Source organism: Stutzerimonas urumqiensis, assembly GCF_003640395.1.
Lineage (GTDB): Bacteria > Pseudomonadota > Gammaproteobacteria > Pseudomonadales > Pseudomonadaceae > Stutzerimonas > Stutzerimonas urumqiensis.
Genome location: NZ_RBZQ01000009.1, coordinates 1 through 17,498 on the forward strand (window position 1 = coordinate 1; position 17,498 = coordinate 17,498).

The 17,498-nt window shown below is 57.9% G+C and carries 14 protein-coding genes and 4 tRNA genes; all 18 read left to right on the forward strand.

Annotation, left to right across the window (positions count from 1 at the left end; translation table 11 throughout):
* The first annotated feature begins 388 nt into the window (after positions 1 to 388).
* The 18 genes from birA to rpsG all read left to right on the forward strand — a co-directional run bounded on the left by birA (position 389) and on the right by rpsG (position 17,489).
* The gene (gene birA, locus D7325_RS16190) at positions 389 to 1,345 is read left to right on the forward strand and encodes a bifunctional biotin--[acetyl-CoA-carboxylase] ligase/biotin operon repressor BirA (RefSeq protein ID WP_120997495.1); all 957 of its coding nucleotides are present in this window, start codon (positions 389 to 391) and stop codon (positions 1,343 to 1,345) included.
* Positions 1,342 to 2,073 (forward strand): type III pantothenate kinase, encoded by a 732-nt coding sequence (locus D7325_RS16195; protein ID WP_120997497.1) that lies wholly within the window; start codon positions 1,342 to 1,344, stop codon positions 2,071 to 2,073. Before birA ends, D7325_RS16195 begins: the two co-directional genes overlap by 4 nt.
* A gap of 9 nt (positions 2,074 to 2,082) precedes the next feature.
* Positions 2,083 to 2,751: an SPOR domain-containing protein gene (locus tag D7325_RS16200; RefSeq protein WP_120997499.1), complete on the forward strand. Its 669-nt coding sequence runs from the start codon at positions 2,083 to 2,085 to the stop codon at positions 2,749 to 2,751.
* Positions 2,752 to 2,869: 118 nt separating this feature from the next.
* A tRNA-Tyr gene (locus tag D7325_RS16205) sits at positions 2,870 to 2,954 on the forward strand.
* A gap of 20 nt (positions 2,955 to 2,974) precedes the next feature.
* Positions 2,975 to 3,048: transfer RNA gene (locus D7325_RS16210), tRNA-Gly, on the forward strand.
* A gap of 19 nt (positions 3,049 to 3,067) precedes the next feature.
* Positions 3,068 to 3,143 (forward strand) — tRNA-Thr (locus tag D7325_RS16215).
* 77 nt (positions 3,144 to 3,220) lie between these two features.
* The gene (gene tuf / locus D7325_RS16220) at positions 3,221 to 4,414 is read left to right on the forward strand and encodes an elongation factor Tu (RefSeq protein WP_120997501.1); all 1,194 of its coding nucleotides are present in this window, start codon (positions 3,221 to 3,223) and stop codon (positions 4,412 to 4,414) included.
* A 51-nt stretch (positions 4,415 to 4,465) separates the two neighbouring features.
* Positions 4,466 to 4,541: transfer RNA gene (locus tag D7325_RS16225), tRNA-Trp, on the forward strand.
* 44 nt (positions 4,542 to 4,585) lie between these two features.
* Positions 4,586 to 4,954 carry a preprotein translocase subunit SecE gene (gene secE / locus D7325_RS16230; RefSeq protein WP_162988064.1) on the forward strand — a complete coding sequence of 123 codons (369 nt, stop codon included), beginning with the start codon at positions 4,586 to 4,588 and terminating at the stop codon, positions 4,952 to 4,954.
* 9 nt (positions 4,955 to 4,963) lie between these two features.
* The gene (gene nusG / locus D7325_RS16235) at positions 4,964 to 5,497 is read left to right on the forward strand and encodes a transcription termination/antitermination protein NusG (RefSeq protein ID WP_120997505.1); all 534 of its coding nucleotides are present in this window, start codon (positions 4,964 to 4,966) and stop codon (positions 5,495 to 5,497) included.
* 101 nt (positions 5,498 to 5,598) lie between these two features.
* Complete coding sequence (gene rplK / locus D7325_RS16240) at positions 5,599 to 6,030, forward strand: 50S ribosomal protein L11 (RefSeq protein ID WP_120997507.1); 432 nt, start codon at positions 5,599 to 5,601, stop codon at positions 6,028 to 6,030.
* Entirely contained in the window at positions 6,030 to 6,725 is a 696-nt protein-coding gene (gene rplA / locus D7325_RS16245; protein ID WP_120997508.1) for a 50S ribosomal protein L1, read from the forward strand. The genes rplK and rplA overlap by 1 nt, the downstream gene beginning before the upstream one ends.
* A 198-nt stretch (positions 6,726 to 6,923) precedes the next feature.
* Complete coding sequence (rplJ, locus tag D7325_RS16250) at positions 6,924 to 7,424, forward strand: 50S ribosomal protein L10 (RefSeq protein ID WP_120997509.1); 501 nt, start codon at positions 6,924 to 6,926, stop codon at positions 7,422 to 7,424.
* A gap of 68 nt (positions 7,425 to 7,492) precedes the next feature.
* Positions 7,493 to 7,861, forward strand: coding sequence for a 50S ribosomal protein L7/L12 (rplL, locus tag D7325_RS16255; protein WP_120997510.1), 369 nt, complete (start codon positions 7,493 to 7,495; stop codon positions 7,859 to 7,861).
* A gap of 213 nt (positions 7,862 to 8,074) precedes the next feature.
* A complete protein-coding gene (gene rpoB, locus D7325_RS16260) occupies positions 8,075 to 12,145 on the forward strand; it encodes a DNA-directed RNA polymerase subunit beta (RefSeq protein WP_120997511.1) in 4,071 nt (1,356 codons plus the stop codon).
* Positions 12,146 to 12,210: 65 nt separating this feature from the next.
* Positions 12,211 to 16,410 (forward strand): DNA-directed RNA polymerase subunit beta', encoded by a 4,200-nt coding sequence (rpoC, locus tag D7325_RS16265; RefSeq protein ID WP_120997512.1) that lies wholly within the window; start codon positions 12,211 to 12,213, stop codon positions 16,408 to 16,410.
* 137 nt (positions 16,411 to 16,547) lie between these two features.
* Positions 16,548 to 16,919, forward strand: coding sequence for a 30S ribosomal protein S12 (rpsL, locus tag D7325_RS16270; RefSeq protein WP_028239208.1), 372 nt, complete (start codon positions 16,548 to 16,550; stop codon positions 16,917 to 16,919).
* A 99-nt stretch (positions 16,920 to 17,018) separates the two neighbouring features.
* Positions 17,019 to 17,489, forward strand: coding sequence for a 30S ribosomal protein S7 (gene rpsG, locus D7325_RS16275; protein ID WP_003297695.1), 471 nt, complete (start codon positions 17,019 to 17,021; stop codon positions 17,487 to 17,489).
* The last annotated feature ends 9 nt before the right edge of the window (positions 17,490 to 17,498 follow it).

The window sequence follows — 17,498 nt, forward strand, 5'->3', positions numbered from 1 at the left end:
ACGACGCATCGCCGATGGTAGTGTGGGGTCTCCCCATGTGAGAGTAGGTCATCGTCAAGCTCCTATCCCAAACGCCTCGGCCTATCGGTCGGGGCGTTTGTCTTTGCGCGATGGTAACCTGGGCGCCTGTGGCGCTGGCTTCAACTGCACTGCCAGCGAGCATGTCCAAGACGCCGAGGGAACAGGTAACCTGTCCCTCCGGTACTTAGGAACGGACTATGAAGCTAACTCAGCTGCCCTCGGATGCCTTTGAGCCAACAAGCAACCTCATCGCCTGCCCAGAATGCGATCTGATCATGCGAAAGAGGTCCTCACTGCGAGCTAGCGGACAGGAAGCACAAAGCCAATTTCCCTATTTCCTTAACATTCATGCGCATGGAGTCGCTTCGTGAATCCGCTCCTTTCGCTTCTGCAGGATGGTAAGTTTCGTTCCGGAAAAAATCTGGGGGAGTCCCTCGGGGTCACTCGTGCTTCCATCTGGAAGCAGCTGATCAAACTGGAAGCCGAGACGGGGCTTCAGCTCGAGCGTATAAGGGGCCGCGGCTACCGGTTGTCAGATCCGATAAGTTTGTTAGCGCTCCCCTTGCTGTCTGAGCACTTTGCTGGGGTCGGCTGGGGAAGCTACCTCTTTGAGTCCTTAGCGTCGACTAACGATAAGGCAAGAGACTTGATCCAGGCCGGGTGCCAGCCCCCTTTCATTGTAACTAGTGAGCAGCAAATCTCCGGCAGGGGTCGAAGAGGGCGGTCATGGGTGAGTCCGTACGGAGAAAATCTCTATTTCTCATTGGTGTGGTCGCTTGATGAGGGGGCAAGGCAGTTGCCTGGACTGACTTTGTCCGTAGGTCTTGCGGTATTGGAGGCGCTTAGAGAGCTAGGTATTTCCAACGTTGGTCTTAAATGGCCGAATGATGTCTTGGTGGGAGAAAAGAAAATTGCTGGGATATTGACTGAAGCCTTCGGTGATCTCGCAGATAAGTGCACCGTAATTATAGGTATTGGAGTCAATGTCAACATGATGCGAGGCTCCGATGAGCTAGCGCAGCCTTGGACGTCGGTTCGCTTGGAACTGGGTCGCCTAGTTGATAGGAATCAAGTTGCTATAAGTCTTGCGAGCAGCTTAAACAGCTATCTTGCAGTGCATTGTCATTATGGCTTCGGTGCGTTGCGCCATGAGTGGGAAAGCAAAAACCTCTGGCAGGGAAAGGACGCGACCATATCCTCCTCTGGGCGGCATGTGATTGGCCGGATTCTGGGAGTTGATGACGCTGGAGCCTTGCGGCTGCTTGTGGATGGCGGTGAGCGGCGTTATAGCGGTGGGGAGTTAAGCTTGAGATTGGCTAAATGATTTTGGAACTGGATTGCGGGAATAGCGCTATTAAGTGGCGAATGATCGATGGCGCATCGTTGGTTGTTCATCGTGGGCGTGCAGTTGACCTAGAAAGCTTGATTGCCCAAATAGCGGATTTAAGTGAAGCTGTATCTCGTTGTCGTCTTGTAAGTGTTAGAGGGTTAGAGCAGACGAGATTAATAGTGGATGGGATTCGGGCTTTGGCTATCAGTCCGGAGGTCGTTACTCCTGCTGCTACTTTGAGAGGCGTTGTTAATGGTTACGATGACTATAGCCGCTTGGGATTGGATCGCTGGCTTGCTTTGGTTGCAGCCTTTAATCGGTGTCGCGCTGCTTGTTTGGTGATAGATATCGGAACGGCGGTGACAGTTGACTATGTTGACGCCTCTGGTCAACATCTTGGGGGCTACATTGCTCCGGGGCTGCCAATGCTGCGTCAGTTGATAGTTCAATATGCCGCATCTGTCTCCCTGCCTCAGCGCGAGAGGGAGGTGCTGCAGTCTAATTTCGCGCCGGCGCGCAGTACCAGTCCGGCAGTCGAGAGTGGTTGTTATCTGATGCTGCGGGCTTTTTTGAATGAGCGGCTGTCCCAGGCTGATTCCGAACTAGCTGCAAGCTACCAGGTATTTGTCACCGGAGGCGACGCGACGATTATGAATGGTCATCCTGACGTAATCATTGCTGAGGATCTAGTGCTTGAAGGGTTGGCTCTAGCGCTTCCGTAGGGGTTCGATATGCCTTGGGTTTTCGTGTTTTTAGTTTCTCTTAATATTCTTTATGCAGTTTGGCATCGACAGCAAATTCCAATCAGTGTTACCGAAATTGAGCCGTTGGTTTCTAAACAAAAAGAAGCGGCAAATATAAAGCTCGTGAAGGAATCAGCCGAGAGTTTGGTTTCGGAGCGGCGCTCAGTGGAAGCTGATTCGCTCTGTTTGAATTTTGGTCCTTTCGAGAGGAAAAGCGATGCGCAGACCCTGCAGCAGCGCCTGCTTAGTCTTGGTGTTAATGCAAGGATTAAAGAGTTTTCGGACCCAATAGGGGTTGATCATTGGGTTTACCTTGAGCCCTCAGCATCTAGAGATGGGGCCTTTCGCCAGGTGCGTGAGCTCCAGGCGCGCGGCATAGACAGCTATGTCATTACGGTAGGTGATTTGGAGAACGGGGTGTCGCTCGGAATCTTTTCGGAGCGCACCTCGGCACAGGGCATCTTGGATCGCGTCGCTCGGCTCGGCTATTCGCCTCTTATCAAGCGATTGGAGCGATCCAGGCAGATCTATCGCGTTCAGATATCCTCTGGTGAGCGCAAGAGGGTGGACTCTGAAATCCTCGGCGATCTCTCGCGGCTGGTTGGAGCGCAGGAGTCGGCGCAGGCGCTGTGCGAGGGGATTGATACTAGTAGGTAGTTCTCATAGAATGGCCCCGCTTTCCGGTGTCCGGACGGCCTGTTGAAGCTAAGTTTAGGTTTTTCCTGATAAATTGCTTGACAGAATGGTGGCATGAAATGAAAATGCCGCCTCCTTTGGAGGGGTTCCCGAGCGGCCAAAGGGATCAGACTGTAAATCTGACGTCATAGACTTCGAAGGTTCGAATCCTTCCCCCTCCACCAGTTTTTGCGCGGCGTATGTCGCGGGTATAGTTCAGTGGTAGAACCTCAGCCTTCCAAGCTGATGATGCGGGTTCGATTCCCGCTACCCGCTCCAGTTGCCGCAATAGAGATTCGCTCATGTAGCTCAGTTGGTAGAGCACACCCTTGGTAAGGGTGAGGTCAGCGGTTCAAATCCGCTCATGAGCTCCAAATTAAGGCAGATATGAAAATATCTGCCTTTCTTTTAATGGTGGCTGATTAGCTCATACATTACGGGGACGGTCTCGATGGCTAAGGAAAAATTCGAACGTAACAAGCCGCACGTAAACGTTGGCACCATCGGTCACGTTGACCATGGCAAGACGACGCTGACGGCGGCTCTGACCAAGGTGTGCGCTGATACCTGGGGTGGCTCTGCTCGCGATTTCTCGCAGATCGACAACGCTCCTGAAGAGAAGGCGCGCGGTATCACCATCAATACCTCGCACGTTGAGTACGATTCGGCGATCCGTCACTACGCTCACGTCGACTGCCCTGGTCACGCTGACTACGTCAAGAACATGATCACCGGTGCTGCGCAGATGGACGGCGCGATCCTGGTTTGCTCCGCTGCTGACGGCCCCATGCCGCAGACCCGCGAGCACATCCTGCTCTCCCGTCAGGTCGGCGTTCCTTACATTGTCGTGTTCCTGAACAAGGCCGACATGGTCGACGACGCCGAGCTGCTTGAGCTGGTCGAGATGGAAGTGCGTGACCTGCTGTCCACCTACGACTTCCCGGGCGACGACACTCCGATCGTCATCGGCTCTGCGCTGATGGCGCTGGAAGGCAAGGACGACAACGAGATCGGCGTATCCGCCGTTCGCAAGCTGGTCGAGACCCTGGACTCCTACATCCCTGAGCCGGTTCGCGCCATCGATCAGCCGTTCCTGATGCCGATCGAAGACGTATTCTCGATCTCCGGTCGTGGCACCGTGGTAACAGGCCGTGTCGAGCGCGGTATCGTCAAGGTGGGCGAGGAAGTCGAAATCGTCGGCATTCGCGCGACCACCAAGACCACCTGCACCGGTGTTGAAATGTTCCGCAAGCTGCTCGACGAAGGTCGTGCGGGTGAGAACATTGGCGCACTGCTGCGTGGTACCAAGCGTGAAGACGTCGAGCGTGGCCAGGTTCTGGCCAAGCCGGGCACCATCAAGCCGCACACCAAGTTCGAAGCTGAAGTGTATGTGCTGTCCAAGGAAGAAGGTGGTCGTCACACCCCGTTCTTCAAGGGTTACCGCCCGCAGTTCTACTTCCGTACCACTGACGTGACCGGTAACTGCGAACTGCCGGAAGGCGTCGAGATGGTCATGCCGGGCGACAACATCAAGATGGTTGTCACCCTGATCGCTCCGATCGCCATGGAAGACGGTCTGCGCTTCGCCATTCGCGAAGGTGGCCGTACCGTTGGTGCTGGCGTGGTTGCGAAAATTTTCGAATAAATCTTGAGCTGTCCCCGTCAGGCCGGCATAATGCTCGGCCTGATTCGTTACAGGCCAGTAGCTCAATTGGCAGAGCGGCGGTCTCCAAAACCGCAGGTTGGGGGTTCGATTCCCTCCTGGCCTGCCATTTTCCCGAGGGTGAAAATGGCGGTCTCAACAAGGTTGTTCTCAATGAATGTTCAGGCTGATACCGCTGGCTCTCGCTTTGATTCCGTTCGGTGGGTGATTGTTGCGCTTTTGGTCGCGCTCGCCGTCGTTGGCAATCAATATTATTCCGCTGAGCCAATTCTTTATCGCGTTCTGGGGTTGCTGGTTATTGGTGTGGTTGCGGCTCTGGTTGCTTTTCAGACGGCTCGCGGACGCGCTTTTCTATCGCTCCTGAAGGAGTCTCGAGTAGAGATTCGCAAGGTGGTGTGGCCGACTCGGCAGGAAACGACTCAAACCACGCTGATCGTGGTTGCTGTCGTTCTGCTTATGGCCCTGCTGCTATGGGGGCTCGATTCGCTTCTGGGCTGGCTGGTCTCTCTGGTCGTAGGTTAAGGATCTCTCGTGGCTAAGCGTTGGTACGTCGTGCATGCTTATTCAGGTTATGAAAAGCATGTAATGCGCTCCTTGATCGAGCGCGTGAAGCTCGCTGGGATGGAAGACGAGTTCGGTGAGATTTTGGTCCCGACCGAAGAAGTCGTGGAGATGCGAAACGGCCAGAAACGAAAGAGCGAGCGGAAATTCTTTCCTGGCTATGTTCTTGTCCAGATGGACATGAATGAGGGTACTTGGCACCTGGTCAAGGATACCCCGCGCGTGATGGGCTTCATTGGCGGAACTGCTGACAAGCCGGCGCCGATCACGGATCGTGAGGCCGAGGCGATCCTGAGGCGGGTGGCTGATAGCGGAGATAAGCCCAAGCCCAAGACGCTCTTTGAGCCGGGCGAAGTCGTTCGGGTCAATGATGGTCCCTTTGCTGACTTCAATGGGGTTGTCGAAGAAGTTAATTACGAGAAGAGCAGGATTCAGGTGGCTGTGTTGATATTTGGCCGCTCGACTCCAGTCGAGCTCGAGTTCAGCCAGGTCGAGAAGGTCTGACTTCAAGTTTCGCTCCGTGCTTGGTTTGCATGGAGCGCTTTCTTTGGGCTTTAAGGCCCGGGGAGCCGAAAGGCGTTAAAACCCACGTGGAGTAGCTAAGCATGGCTAAGAAGATTCAAGCATATATCAAGCTGCAGGTTAAGGCGGCGCAAGCCAATCCATCGCCGCCAGTTGGTCCGGCATTGGGTCAGCACGGTGTCAATATCATGGAGTTCTGCAAGGCCTTCAATGCTCGTACTCAGGGCATGGAGCCTGGACTGCCAACGCCGGTCATTATCACGGTTTATAGTGATCGCAGCTTTACATTCGAAACAAAGAGTACACCGGCGTCGGTTCTGCTAAAGAAGGCGGCTGGTATCTCGAGCGGCTCAGCTCGGCCGAACAGCCAGAAGGTTGGGACGGTAACGCGTGCTCAGCTTGAAGAAATCGCAAAAACCAAGAACGCAGATCTGACAGCTGCTGATCTCGAGGCGGCAGTGCGAACCATTGCTGGCTCGGCTCGCAGCATGGGTCTGAACGTGGAGGGCATGTAATGGCTAAGTTGACTAAGCGCCAGAAGGCCATTGCAGAGCGCGTGGAAGCTGGGAAACAGTACCCGTTCGAGGATGCGGCGAAACTGCTGGCCGAGCTTTCCGCAGTCAAGTTCACTGAGTCCTACGACATTGCTATCAACCTGGGTGTTGATCCGCGCAAGTCCGATCAGGTCGTTCGTGGTGCTACCGTTCTGCCGAACGGTACTGGCAAGAGCGTTCGTGTCGCGGTGTTCACGCAGGGGCCGGCCGCGGAGGCTGCTATGGCTGCCGGAGCAGACCGTGTCGGTATGGACGACCTTGCGGCTGAGATGAAGGGCGGCGATTTGAGCTACGACGTTGTAATTGCCTCGCCAGATGCGATGCGCGTTGTTGGTCAGTTGGGTCAGATCCTTGGTCCGCGTGGCCTGATGCCCAACCCGAAAGTCGGTACCGTTACGCCTGACGTCGCTACTGCCGTAAAAAATGCTAAAGCGGGTCAGGTGCGCTTCCGCACTGACAAGAACGGCATCATTCATACCAGCGTAGGCAAGGTCGGCTTCGAGGCTTCACAGCTCAAGCAGAACGTCGAGGCGCTCCTGGCTGACCTCAAACGTTTGAAGCCTTCTACCTCCAAAGGTATCTATGTCAAACGCGTGACTCTGAGCACCACCATGGGGCCCGGCTTGGTCATTGATCAGGCGTCCCTGGAGGCGTAAGCACGTCAATGAGCCTGCTTTTGCGGGCTCGTTCCTAATTGGGGTCCCTGCCTGGCGGGGGCTATCCAAGACCGTAGGCGGCTTTGCCTTAAACCTTAAAGCCTACGCAGAGGTGCTCCCGATTCGATTCATACCGAATCAGACACCAAATGCGTCCAGTGTTTACTGGATGAATCGGTAATTCCAGGAGTAAAACCCGTGGCAATCAAACTCGAAGACAAGAAAGCCATCGTCGCTGAAGTCAACGAGGCTGCCCAAACCGCCCTTTCCGCTGTTGTGGCTGATGCCCGCGGCGTGAGCGTAGCGGCTATGACCGGACTCCGTAAAGAGGCCCGCGAAGCTGGTGTTTATGTGCGTGTAGTGCGTAACACCTTGCTGCGAAGAGCGGTCGAAGGCACTCAATTCGATGTGCTGAACGATGCGTTCAAAGGCCCAACCCTCATTGCGTTCTCCAAAGAGCATCCTGGTGCTGCAGCCAGGATCTTTAAGGACTTCGCAAAGGGGCAGGACAAGTTCGAGATCAAGGCCGCTGCATTCGAGGGGCAGTTCCTCGCAGCCAACCAGATCGATGTGCTGGCAACTCTGCCGACCTACGACGAGGCCGTAGCGCAGCTGATGAGCGTTATTCAGGGCGCGACCAGCAAGCTGGCTCGTACATTGGCAGCTATTCGCGATCAGAAAGAAGCGGCCGCAGCTTGAGCTGAGGCGAGTTCATATTCAATCGATTTTGATGGCCTAGGCCATCCCCAAAATATAGGAATAGAGTCATGGCTCTGACCAACGAAGATATCATCAACGCTGTATCCGAAATGTCCGTCATGCAAGTCGTCGAACTGATCAAGGCGATGGAAGAGAAGTTCGGCGTTACCGCTGCTGCGGCCGTTGCTGCTGGTCCGGCTGCCGCTGCTCCTGCAGCTGAAGAGCAGACCGAATTCACCGTCGTTCTGGCTGAAGCCGGCGAGAAGAAGGTGAACGTCATCAAGGCTGTTCGTGAGCTGACCGGTCTGGGTTTGAAAGAAGCCAAGGCTGTGGTCGATGGCGCTCCTGGCGTTGTCAAGGAAGGCGTATCGAAGGAAGAGGCCGAAGCGGCCAAGAAGTCGCTGGAAGAAGCGGGCGCCAAGGTCGAGCTCAAGTAATCGCCGACGTTGCGTTTACAGCCCGAGCGTTTCGCAAAAGGCTGATGGCTGGTGGCAAATGCCACCGGCCTTTTTCCGTTGTAAGCGGTCGTGCTCTTGAGCGGGCCGAGAGGAACACCATCGAAAGATGGCGCGAATTTGGATTCGCAGATTTTCTGGTTGCTCCTAGTGGGGAGTGACCAAACAAGCAGGTGACCAAGCTGGGGAACGCTGATGGCTTACTCATACACTGAGAAAAAACGTATCCGCAAGGACTTTAGCAAGTTACCGCACGTGATGGATGTGCCCTATCTGCTGGCTATCCAGCTGGATTCGTACCGCGAATTTCTGCAGGCGGGCGCTGCTAAAGAGCAGCTTCGCGATATCGGTCTGCATGCGGCCTTCAAGTCTGTTTTCCCGATCATCAGCTATTCAGGAAATGCCGCGCTTGAATATGTTGGCTACCGCCTGGGCGAGCCAGCCTTTGATGTCAAAGAATGTGTGCTTCGCGGCGTAACTTTTGCTGTCCCGTTGCGCGTTAAGGTGCGCCTGATCATTTTCGACAAGGAGTCGTCGAACAAGGCCATCAAGGACATCAAGGAGCAGGAAGTCTACATGGGGGAAATTCCCCTGATGACCGAGAACGGTACCTTCATCATCAACGGTACCGAGCGTGTCATCGTGTCCCAGCTGCACCGTTCGCCGGGCGTGTTCTTCGATCACGATCGCGGCAAGACACACAGCTCGGGCAAGCTGCTGTACTCCGCGCGCATCATTCCCTACCGTGGCTCCTGGCTGGATTTCGAATTCGATCCAAAGGATGCGGTGTTCGTGCGTATCGACCGTCGCCGCAAGTTGCCTGCGTCGGTGCTGCTGCGTGCGCTCGGCTATAGCACCGAGGAAGTCCTCGATGCGTTCTACGACACCAACATCTTCCACGTACGTGGCGAGACCTTGGCGCTCGAGTTGGTTCCGCAGCGTCTGCGCGGCGAAATCGCCACCTTCGACATCAAGGATCAGAGCGGCAAGGTCATCGTCGAGCAAGGGCGCCGTATCACTGCGCGTCACATCAATCAGCTCGACAAATCCGGCATCAAAGAGCTGGAAATGCCGATCGACTACGTGCTTGGACGCACCACGGCGAAAGCCATCGTGCATCCGTCCACAGGCGAGATCATCGCCGAGTGCAATACCGAGCTGACGACAGATGTCCTGGCCAAGATCGTGAAGGCCGAGGTCGTCCGTTTCGAGACGCTCTACACCAACGACATCGACTGCGGTCCGTTCATCTCCGACACCTTGAAGATCGACTCGACTGCCAATCAGCTCGAGGCGCTGGTCGAGATTTACCGGATGATGCGGCCCGGCGAGCCGCCGACCAAGGATGCCGCCGAAACGCTGTTCAATAACCTGTTCTTCAGTGCAGAGCGCTACGACCTCTCCGCTGTCGGCCGCATGAAGTTCAACCGTCGTATCGGGCGTACCGAGATCGAAGGGTCGGGTGTGCTGAGCCGCGAAGACATCGTCGAGGTGCTCAAGACACTGGTCGACATTCGTAACGGCAAAGGCGTGGTGGACGATATCGACCACCTGGGCAACCGTCGCGTCCGCTGTGTCGGCGAGATGGCCGAGAACCAGTTCCGTGTGGGGCTCGTACGTGTCGAGCGTGCGGTCAAGGAACGCCTGTCGATGGCAGAGAGCGAAGGCTTGATGCCGCAAGACCTGATCAACGCCAAGCCGGTGGCCGCGGCGGTCAAGGAGTTCTTCGGCTCCAGCCAGCTGTCGCAGTTCATGGACCAGAACAATCCGCTGTCCGAAATCACTCACAAGCGCCGTGTCTCGGCCCTCGGCCCGGGCGGTCTGACCCGTGAGCGGGCGGGCTTCGAGGTGCGCGACGTGCACCCGACCCACTACGGTCGCGTCTGCCCGATCGAAACGCCTGAAGGTCCGAACATCGGTTTGATCAACTCGCTGGCTGCCTACGCCCGCACCAACCAGTACGGCTTCCTCGAGAGCCCGTACCGCGTGGTCAAGGATGGCGAGGTCACCGACGAGATCGTGTTCCTGTCGGCGATCGAGGAAGCCGATCATGTGATCGCGCAGGCGAGCGCCAAGCTCGAAGGTCGCAAGCTGGTCGACGAACTGGTCGCCGTGCGTCACCAGAACGAGTTCACCGTCAAGGCGCCGGAAGACGTCACGCTGATGGACGTGTCGCCCAAGCAGGTTGTGTCCGTCGCGGCATCGCTGATTCCGTTCCTCGAGCACGATGACGCCAACCGCGCGCTCATGGGTTCGAACATGCAGCGCCAGGCGGTGCCGACCCTGCGTTCGGACAAGCCGCTGGTCGGCACCGGGATGGAGCGCAACGTAGCGCGTGACTCCGGTGTTTGCGTGGTTGCTCGCCGCGGCGGCGTGATCGATTCGGTCGATGCCAGCCGCATCGTGGTACGGGTGAATGACGACGAGGTCGAGCCGGGCGAAGCGGGCGTCGACATCTACAACCTGACCAAGTACACCCGCTCCAACCAGAACACCTGCATCAATCAGCGTCCGCTGGTCAGCAAGGGTGAGCAGGTTGCGCGGGGCGACATCATGGCTGACGGCCCCTCGACCGACATGGGCGAGTTGGCGCTGGGCCAGAACATGCGCGTCGCCTTCATGCCCTGGAACGGTTACAACTTCGAAGACTCGATCCTGCTCTCCGAGCGCGTGGTCCAGGAAGATCGCTTCACCACCATCCATATCCAGGAACTGACCTGCGTGTCGCGCGACACCAAGCTCGGCCCGGAGGAAATCACGGCGGACATTCCGAACGTGGGTGAGGCCGCGCTGAACAAGCTGGACGAGGCGGGCATCGTATATGTCGGTGCCGAAGTGCAGGCCGGTGACATCCTGGTCGGCAAGGTCACGCCCAAAGGCGAGACTCAGCTGACGCCGGAAGAGAAGCTGCTGCGCGCGATCTTCGGCGAGAAGGCTTCCGACGTGAAGGACACCTCCCTGCGCGTGCCGACCGGCACCAAGGGCACGGTCATCGACGTTCAGGTCTTCACCCGCGACGGCGTCGAGCGCGACTCGCGTGCGCTGGCGATCGAGAAGATGCAGCTCGACGAGATCCGCAAGGACCTCAACGAGGAGTTCCGCATTGTCGAGGGCGCAACCTTCGAACGTTTGCGTTCGGCACTGGTCGGTGCCACTGCCGAGGGCGGTGCAAGCCTGAAGAAGGGCACGCCGATTACCGACGAACTGCTCGACAGCCTTGAGCGTGGTCAGTGGTTCAAGCTGCGCATGGCAGACGATGCGCTGAATGAGCAGCTGGAGCGGGCCCAGGCCTACCTGTCCGACCGCCGTCAGTTGCTCGATGACAAGTTTGAGGACAAGAAGCGCAAGCTGCAGCAGGGTGATGACCTGGCTCCGGGCGTGCTGAAGATCGTCAAGGTCTACCTGGCAATCAAGCGTCGTATCCAGCCGGGCGACAAGATGGCCGGACGTCACGGTAACAAGGGTGTCGTCTCGGTGATCATGCCCGTCGAGGACATGCCGCACGATGCCAATGGCACGCCGGTGGATATCGTGCTGAACCCCCTGGGCGTTCCGTCGCGCATGAACGTGGGCCAGATTCTCGAAACCCACCTTGGCCTTGCTGCCAAGGGGTTGGGCGAGAAGATCAACCGCATGCTCGATGAGCAGCGCAAGATTCAGGAGCTGCGGCAGTTCCTGACGGAGATCTACAACGAGATCGGCGGTCGTCAGGAGAACCTCGAAAGCCTCTCCGATTCCGAGATCATCGCGCTGGCTAACAACCTGCGTGGCGGCGTTCCGATGGCGACGCCGGTCTTCGATGGCGCCAAGGAGCGTGAGATCAAGGCCATGTTGAAGCTGGCCGATTTGCCCGAAAGCGGACAGATGCACTTGTTCGATGGTCGCACTGGCAATCCGTTCGAGCGGCCGACGACGGTTGGCTACATGTACATGCTCAAGCTGAATCACCTGGTCGACGACAAGATGCATGCGCGCTCCACCGGTTCCTATAGCCTGGTTACCCAGCAGCCGCTGGGCGGCAAGGCCCAGTTCGGTGGCCAGCGTTTCGGGGAGATGGAGGTCTGGGCGCTGGAAGCCTATGGCGCCGCCTATACCCTGCAGGAAATGCTCACGGTCAAGTCGGACGACGTGAACGGGCGGACCAAGATGTACAAGAACATCGTGGACGGCGATCACCGGATGGAAGCGGGCATGCCCGAGTCCTTCAACGTGCTGATCAAAGAGATCCGCTCGCTCGGTATCGACATCGAACTGGAAACCGAATAACCACGCACCCCCAAGGAGGCGGTCGGCATGACAGCCGCCGCCTCGGGTCGTGAGGAGGAAAGGCCTTGAAAGACTTGCTTAATCTGTTGAAAAACCAGGGTCAAATCGAAGAGTTCGATGCCATTCGTATCGGTCTGGCCTCGCCGGAGATGATCCGTTCCTGGTCGTTCGGTGAAGTGAAGAAGCCGGAGACCATCAACTACCGTACCTTCAAGCCCGAGCGTGACGGCCTGTTCTGCGCCAAGATCTTTGGCCCGGTCAAGGATTACGAGTGCCTGTGCGGAAAGTACAAGCGCCTCAAGCATCGCGGCGTGATTTGCGAGAAGTGCGGCGTTGAAGTGGCGCTGGCGAAGGTTCGTCGTGAGCGTATGGCGCACATCGAGCTCGCCTCGCCTGTTGCGCATATCTGGTTCCTGAAGTCGCTGCCGAGCCGTATCGGCCTGCTGCTGGACATGACCCTGCGTGACATCGAGCGCGTGCTGTATTTCGAAAGCTACGTAGTCATCGATCCGGGCATGACGACCCTGGAGAAGGGCCAGCTGCTGAACGACGAGCAGTACTTCGAGGCGCTGGAGGAGTTCGGCGACGATTTCGATGCGCGTATGGGCGCCGAGGCCGTGCGTGAGCTGCTCGGACAGATCGACCTGGAGCACGAGATCGGCCGCCTGCGTGAAGAGATTCCGCAGACCAACTCGGAAACCAAGATCAAGAAGCTGTCCAAGCGACTGAAGCTCATGGAGGCCTTCCATGGCTCGGGCAACCTGCCTGAGTGGATGGTCCTGACCGTGCTGCCCGTGTTGCCGCCGGACCTGCGTCCGTTGGTCCCGCTGGATGGCGGTCGCTTCGCGACGTCCGACCTGAACGATCTGTATCGCCGGGTCATCAACCGTAACAACCGCCTCAAGCGTCTGCTCGACCTCGCTGCGCCGGACATCATCGTGCGCAACGAAAAGCGCATGCTGCAGGAAGCGGTCGATGCTCTGCTGGACAATGGCCGTCGCGGTCGCGCCATCACCGGTTCCAACAAGCGTCCGTTGAAGTCCTTGGCCGACATGATCAAGGGCAAGCAGGGCCGCTTCCGTCAGAACCTGCTCGGTAAGCGCGTGGACTACTCCGGCCGTTCGGTGATCACCGTCGGCCCGACCCTGCGGCTGCATCAGTGTGGTCTGCCCAAGAAGATGGCGCTCGAGCTGTTCAAGCCCTTCATCTTCGGCAAGCTCGAAGCTCGCGGCATGGCCACCACCATCAAGGCGGCCAAGAAGATGGTCGAGCGCGAACTGCCCGAGGTCTGGGACGTTCTCGCCGAAGTCATCCGCGAGCATCCCGTGCTGCTGAACCGCGCCCCGACCCTGCACCGTCTGGGCATCCAGGCGTTCGAGCCGGTGCTCATCGAAGGCAAGGCGATCCAGCTCCATCCGTTGGTCTGCGCCGCGTACAACGCCGACTTCGACGGTGACCAGATGGCCGTGCACGTGCCGCTGACCCTCGAGGCGCAGCTGGAAGCGCGTGCCCTGATGATGTCGACCAACAACATCCTGTCTCCGGCCAACGGTGATCCGATCATCGTGCCGTCGCAGGACGTCGTGCTCGGCCTGTACTACATGACCCGCGAGGCCGTGAATGCCAAAGGCGAGGGCCGTGTGTTCGCCGACCTGCAGGAAGTCGATCGCGTCTTCCGTGCGGGCGAAGCGGCGCTCCATGCCCGGGTCAAGGTGCGGATCAACGAAGTGGTCAAGGACCGTGATGGCAGCATCACGCGCAACACCCGTATCGTCGATACCACCGTTGGCCGCGCGCTGTTGTTCCAAGTCGTGCCGGACGGCTTGCCGTTCGATGTGGTCAACCAGCCAATGAAGAAGAAGGCGATCTCCAAGCTGATCAACCAGTGCTACCGCACGGTCGGTCTGAAGGACACCGTCATCTTTGCCGACCAGCTGATGTACACCGGTTTTGCCTACTCGACCATTTCCGGTGTGTCGATTGGCGTGAACGATTTCGTCATTCCGGACGAGAAGGCCCGCATCATCGATGCCGCCACCGAGGAAGTGAAGGAAATCGAATCGCAGTACGCCTCCGGCCTGGTAACCCAGGGCGAGAAGTACAACAAGGTGATCGACCTCTGGTCGAAGGCCAACGACGAAGTGTCCAAGGCGATGATGGCCAACCTCTCGAAAGAGAAGGTCATCGATCGCGAAGGCAAGGAAGTCGACCAAGAGTCGTTCAACTCGATGTACATGATGGCTGACTCGGGCGCGCGGGGTTCCGCCGCTCAGATCCGCCAGCTGGCCGGTATGCGTGGCTTGATGGCCAAGCCGGACGGCTCCATCATCGAGACGCCGATCACTGCGAACTTCCGTGAAGGGTTGAACGTACTCCAGTACTTCATCTCTACGCACGGTGCGCGGAAAGGTCTGGCCGATACTGCATTGAAGACTGCGAACTCCGGTTATCTGACCCGTCGACTGGTCGATGTGGCGCAGGATTTGGTGGTGACCGAGGTCGATTGCGGTACCGAGCAGGGCCTGTACATGACGCCGCACATCGAGGGTGGCGACGTGGTCGAGCCCCTGGGTGAGCGCGTGCTTGGTCGCGTCATTGCGCGTGATGTATTCAAGCCAGGTACGGACGAGGTCATCGTTCCGGCCGGTACGCTCATCGATGAGACATGGGTCGACTTCATCGAGCTGAACAGCATCGACGAAGTAGTGGTTCGTTCGCCGATCGCGTGCGAAACCCGCTACGGCATTTGCGCTAAGTGCTACGGCCGCGATCTGGCCCGTGGCCACCTGGTGAATATCGGCGAGGCGGTAGGCGTGATCGCAGCCCAGTCGATTGGCGAGCCAGGTACGCAGCTGACCATGCGTACGTTCCACATCGGTGGCGCGGCTAGCCGTACATCGGCGGCTGATAACATCCTCGTCAAGAACGGCGGCACCATTCGTCTGCACAACCTGAAGCATGTCGAGCGTGCAGACGGTGCGCTGGTTGCGGTATCCCGCTCGGGTGAGCTGGCTGTTGCGGATGATTTCGGGCGTGAGCGCGAGCGCTACAAGCTGCCTTACGGCGCCGTCATCTCGATCAAGGAAGGCGATAAGGTCGACGCCGGCGCTGTCGTGGCCAAGTGGGATCCGCATACCCACCCGATCGTGACGGAAATGAAGGGTACTGTCGCCTTCGTGGGAATGGAGGAAGGCATCACCATCAAGCGTCAGACCGACGAATTGACGGGCCTGACGATCATCGAGGTGATGGATCCGAAGGACCGCCCGGCCGCCGGCAAGGACATTCGTCCCGCCGTCAAGCTGGTCGATGCGTCCGGCAAGGAGCTCCTGCTGCCCGGCACCGACGTGCCCGCTCAGTACTTCCTCCCTGCGAATGCGCTGGTCGGCGTCGCCGATGGTGTTCAGGTCGGTGTGGGCGATGTGCTGGCGCGGATTCCTCAGGAAACGTCCAAGACCCGCGATATCACCGGTGGTCTTCCTCGCGTCGCCGACCTCTTCGAAGCGCGTCGTCCGAAGGAGCCGTCCATCCTCGCGGAAATCAGCGGCACCATTTCGTTCGGCAAGGAAACCAAGGGCAAGCGTCGCCTGGTCATCACGCCGACCGATGGCAGCGATCCTTACGAGGAGCTGATTCCCAAGTGGCGCCACCTGAACGTCTTCGAAGGCGAACAGGTGAACAAGGGTGAAGTCATTTCCGATGGTCCGAGCAACCCGCACGACATTCTGCGCTTGCTGGGTGTCAGTGCACTGGCCAAGTACATCGTCAACGAGATTCAGGACGTGTACCGGCTGCAGGGTGTGAAGATCAACGACAAGCACATCGAGACGATCCTGCGTCAGATGCTGCGCAAGATCGAGATCAGCGAGGTTGGCGATTCGTCACTGATCAAGGGCGATCAGCTCGAACTCACCCAGGTTCTGGAGGAGAACGAGGCGCTTGTGGCGCAAGACCGCTTCCCGGCCAAGTTCGAGCGGGTGTTGCTTGGTATCACCAAGGCATCGCTTTCGACCGAGTCGTTTATCTCTGCTGCGTCGTTCCAGGAAACCACCCGTGTACTCACGGAGGCCGCTGTCACCGGGAAGCGCGATTACCTGCGCGGCCTGAAGGAAAACGTGGTCGTAGGTCGCTTGATCCCGGCAGGCACCGGTCTGGCCTATCACAGCGAGCGCAAGCGCAAGCGTGATGCCGACAAGCCGGTTCGGGTAAGTGCGGACGAGGTCGAAGCCGCACTGACAGAGGCGCTTAACTCGAGCGGCAGCTGATGATGGCGGGCCCGTTATCTCGGGCCTGCCTTGACGGTGTACGGGAAGCTCTTTAGACTCTCGTACCCTTAATTTGGCGGGGCTTTTGCGCCCTGCCATTTTTCGTTTGTGTCGAAAGACAACAGTGGAGCTAGTAGATGGCAACGATTAACCAGCTGGTACGCCAGCCGCGCAAGCGCGTCGCTGAAAAAAGCGACGTGCCTGCGCTGCAGAACTGCCCGCAGCGCCGTGGGGTTTGCACCCGCGTGTATACCACCACGCCGAAGAAGCCGAACTCCGCACTGCGTAAGGTGTGCCGTGTTCGTCTTACCAACGGTTACGAAGTCGCTTCGTACATCGGTGGTGAGGGTCACAACTTGCAGGAGCACAGCGTGGTGCTGATTCGCGGCGGTCGTGTAAAGGACCTTCCGGGTGTGCGCTACCATACCGTCCGTGGTTCGCTGGATACTTCCGGCGTCAAGGATCGTAAGCAGGGTCGCTCCAAGTACGGCGCCAAGCGTCCGAAGTAAGCAGCAATTTTCATTTATCTGAGTCGATAAGAGTAAGGTCGGACGTAATGTGAGCGTTACCGTTCCGGACTAACCTGAAGACCGTTTGAGGGCTTATCAATGCCAAGACGTCGTGTAGCAGCCAAGCGTGAGATCCTAGACGATCCGAAATACGGAAGCCTGATCCTGGCCAAGTTCATGAACCACGTAATGGAAAGCGGAAAGAAAGCCGTTGCCGAACGTATCGTTTATGGAGCTTTGGACAAGGTCAAGGAGCGCAAGAACAGCGACCCCCTGGAAATCTTCGAAAAAGCACTCGACGCCATCGCTCCGCTGGTCGAAGTGAAGTCCCGCCGCGTGGGTGGCGCTACTTACCAGGTTCCAGTCGAAGTTCGTCCGTCCCGCCGTAATGCGCTGGCCATGCGCTGGCTGGTAGATGCCGCGCGTAAGCGTGGCGAGAAATCCATGGCGCTGCGCCTTGCCGGTGAGCTGCTGGATGCGTTTGAAGGTAAAGGCGCTGCTGTCAAGAAGCGCGAAGACGTGCATCGTATGGCTGAAGCCAACAAGGCCTTCTCGCACTATCGCTTCTAATCAAGCGCA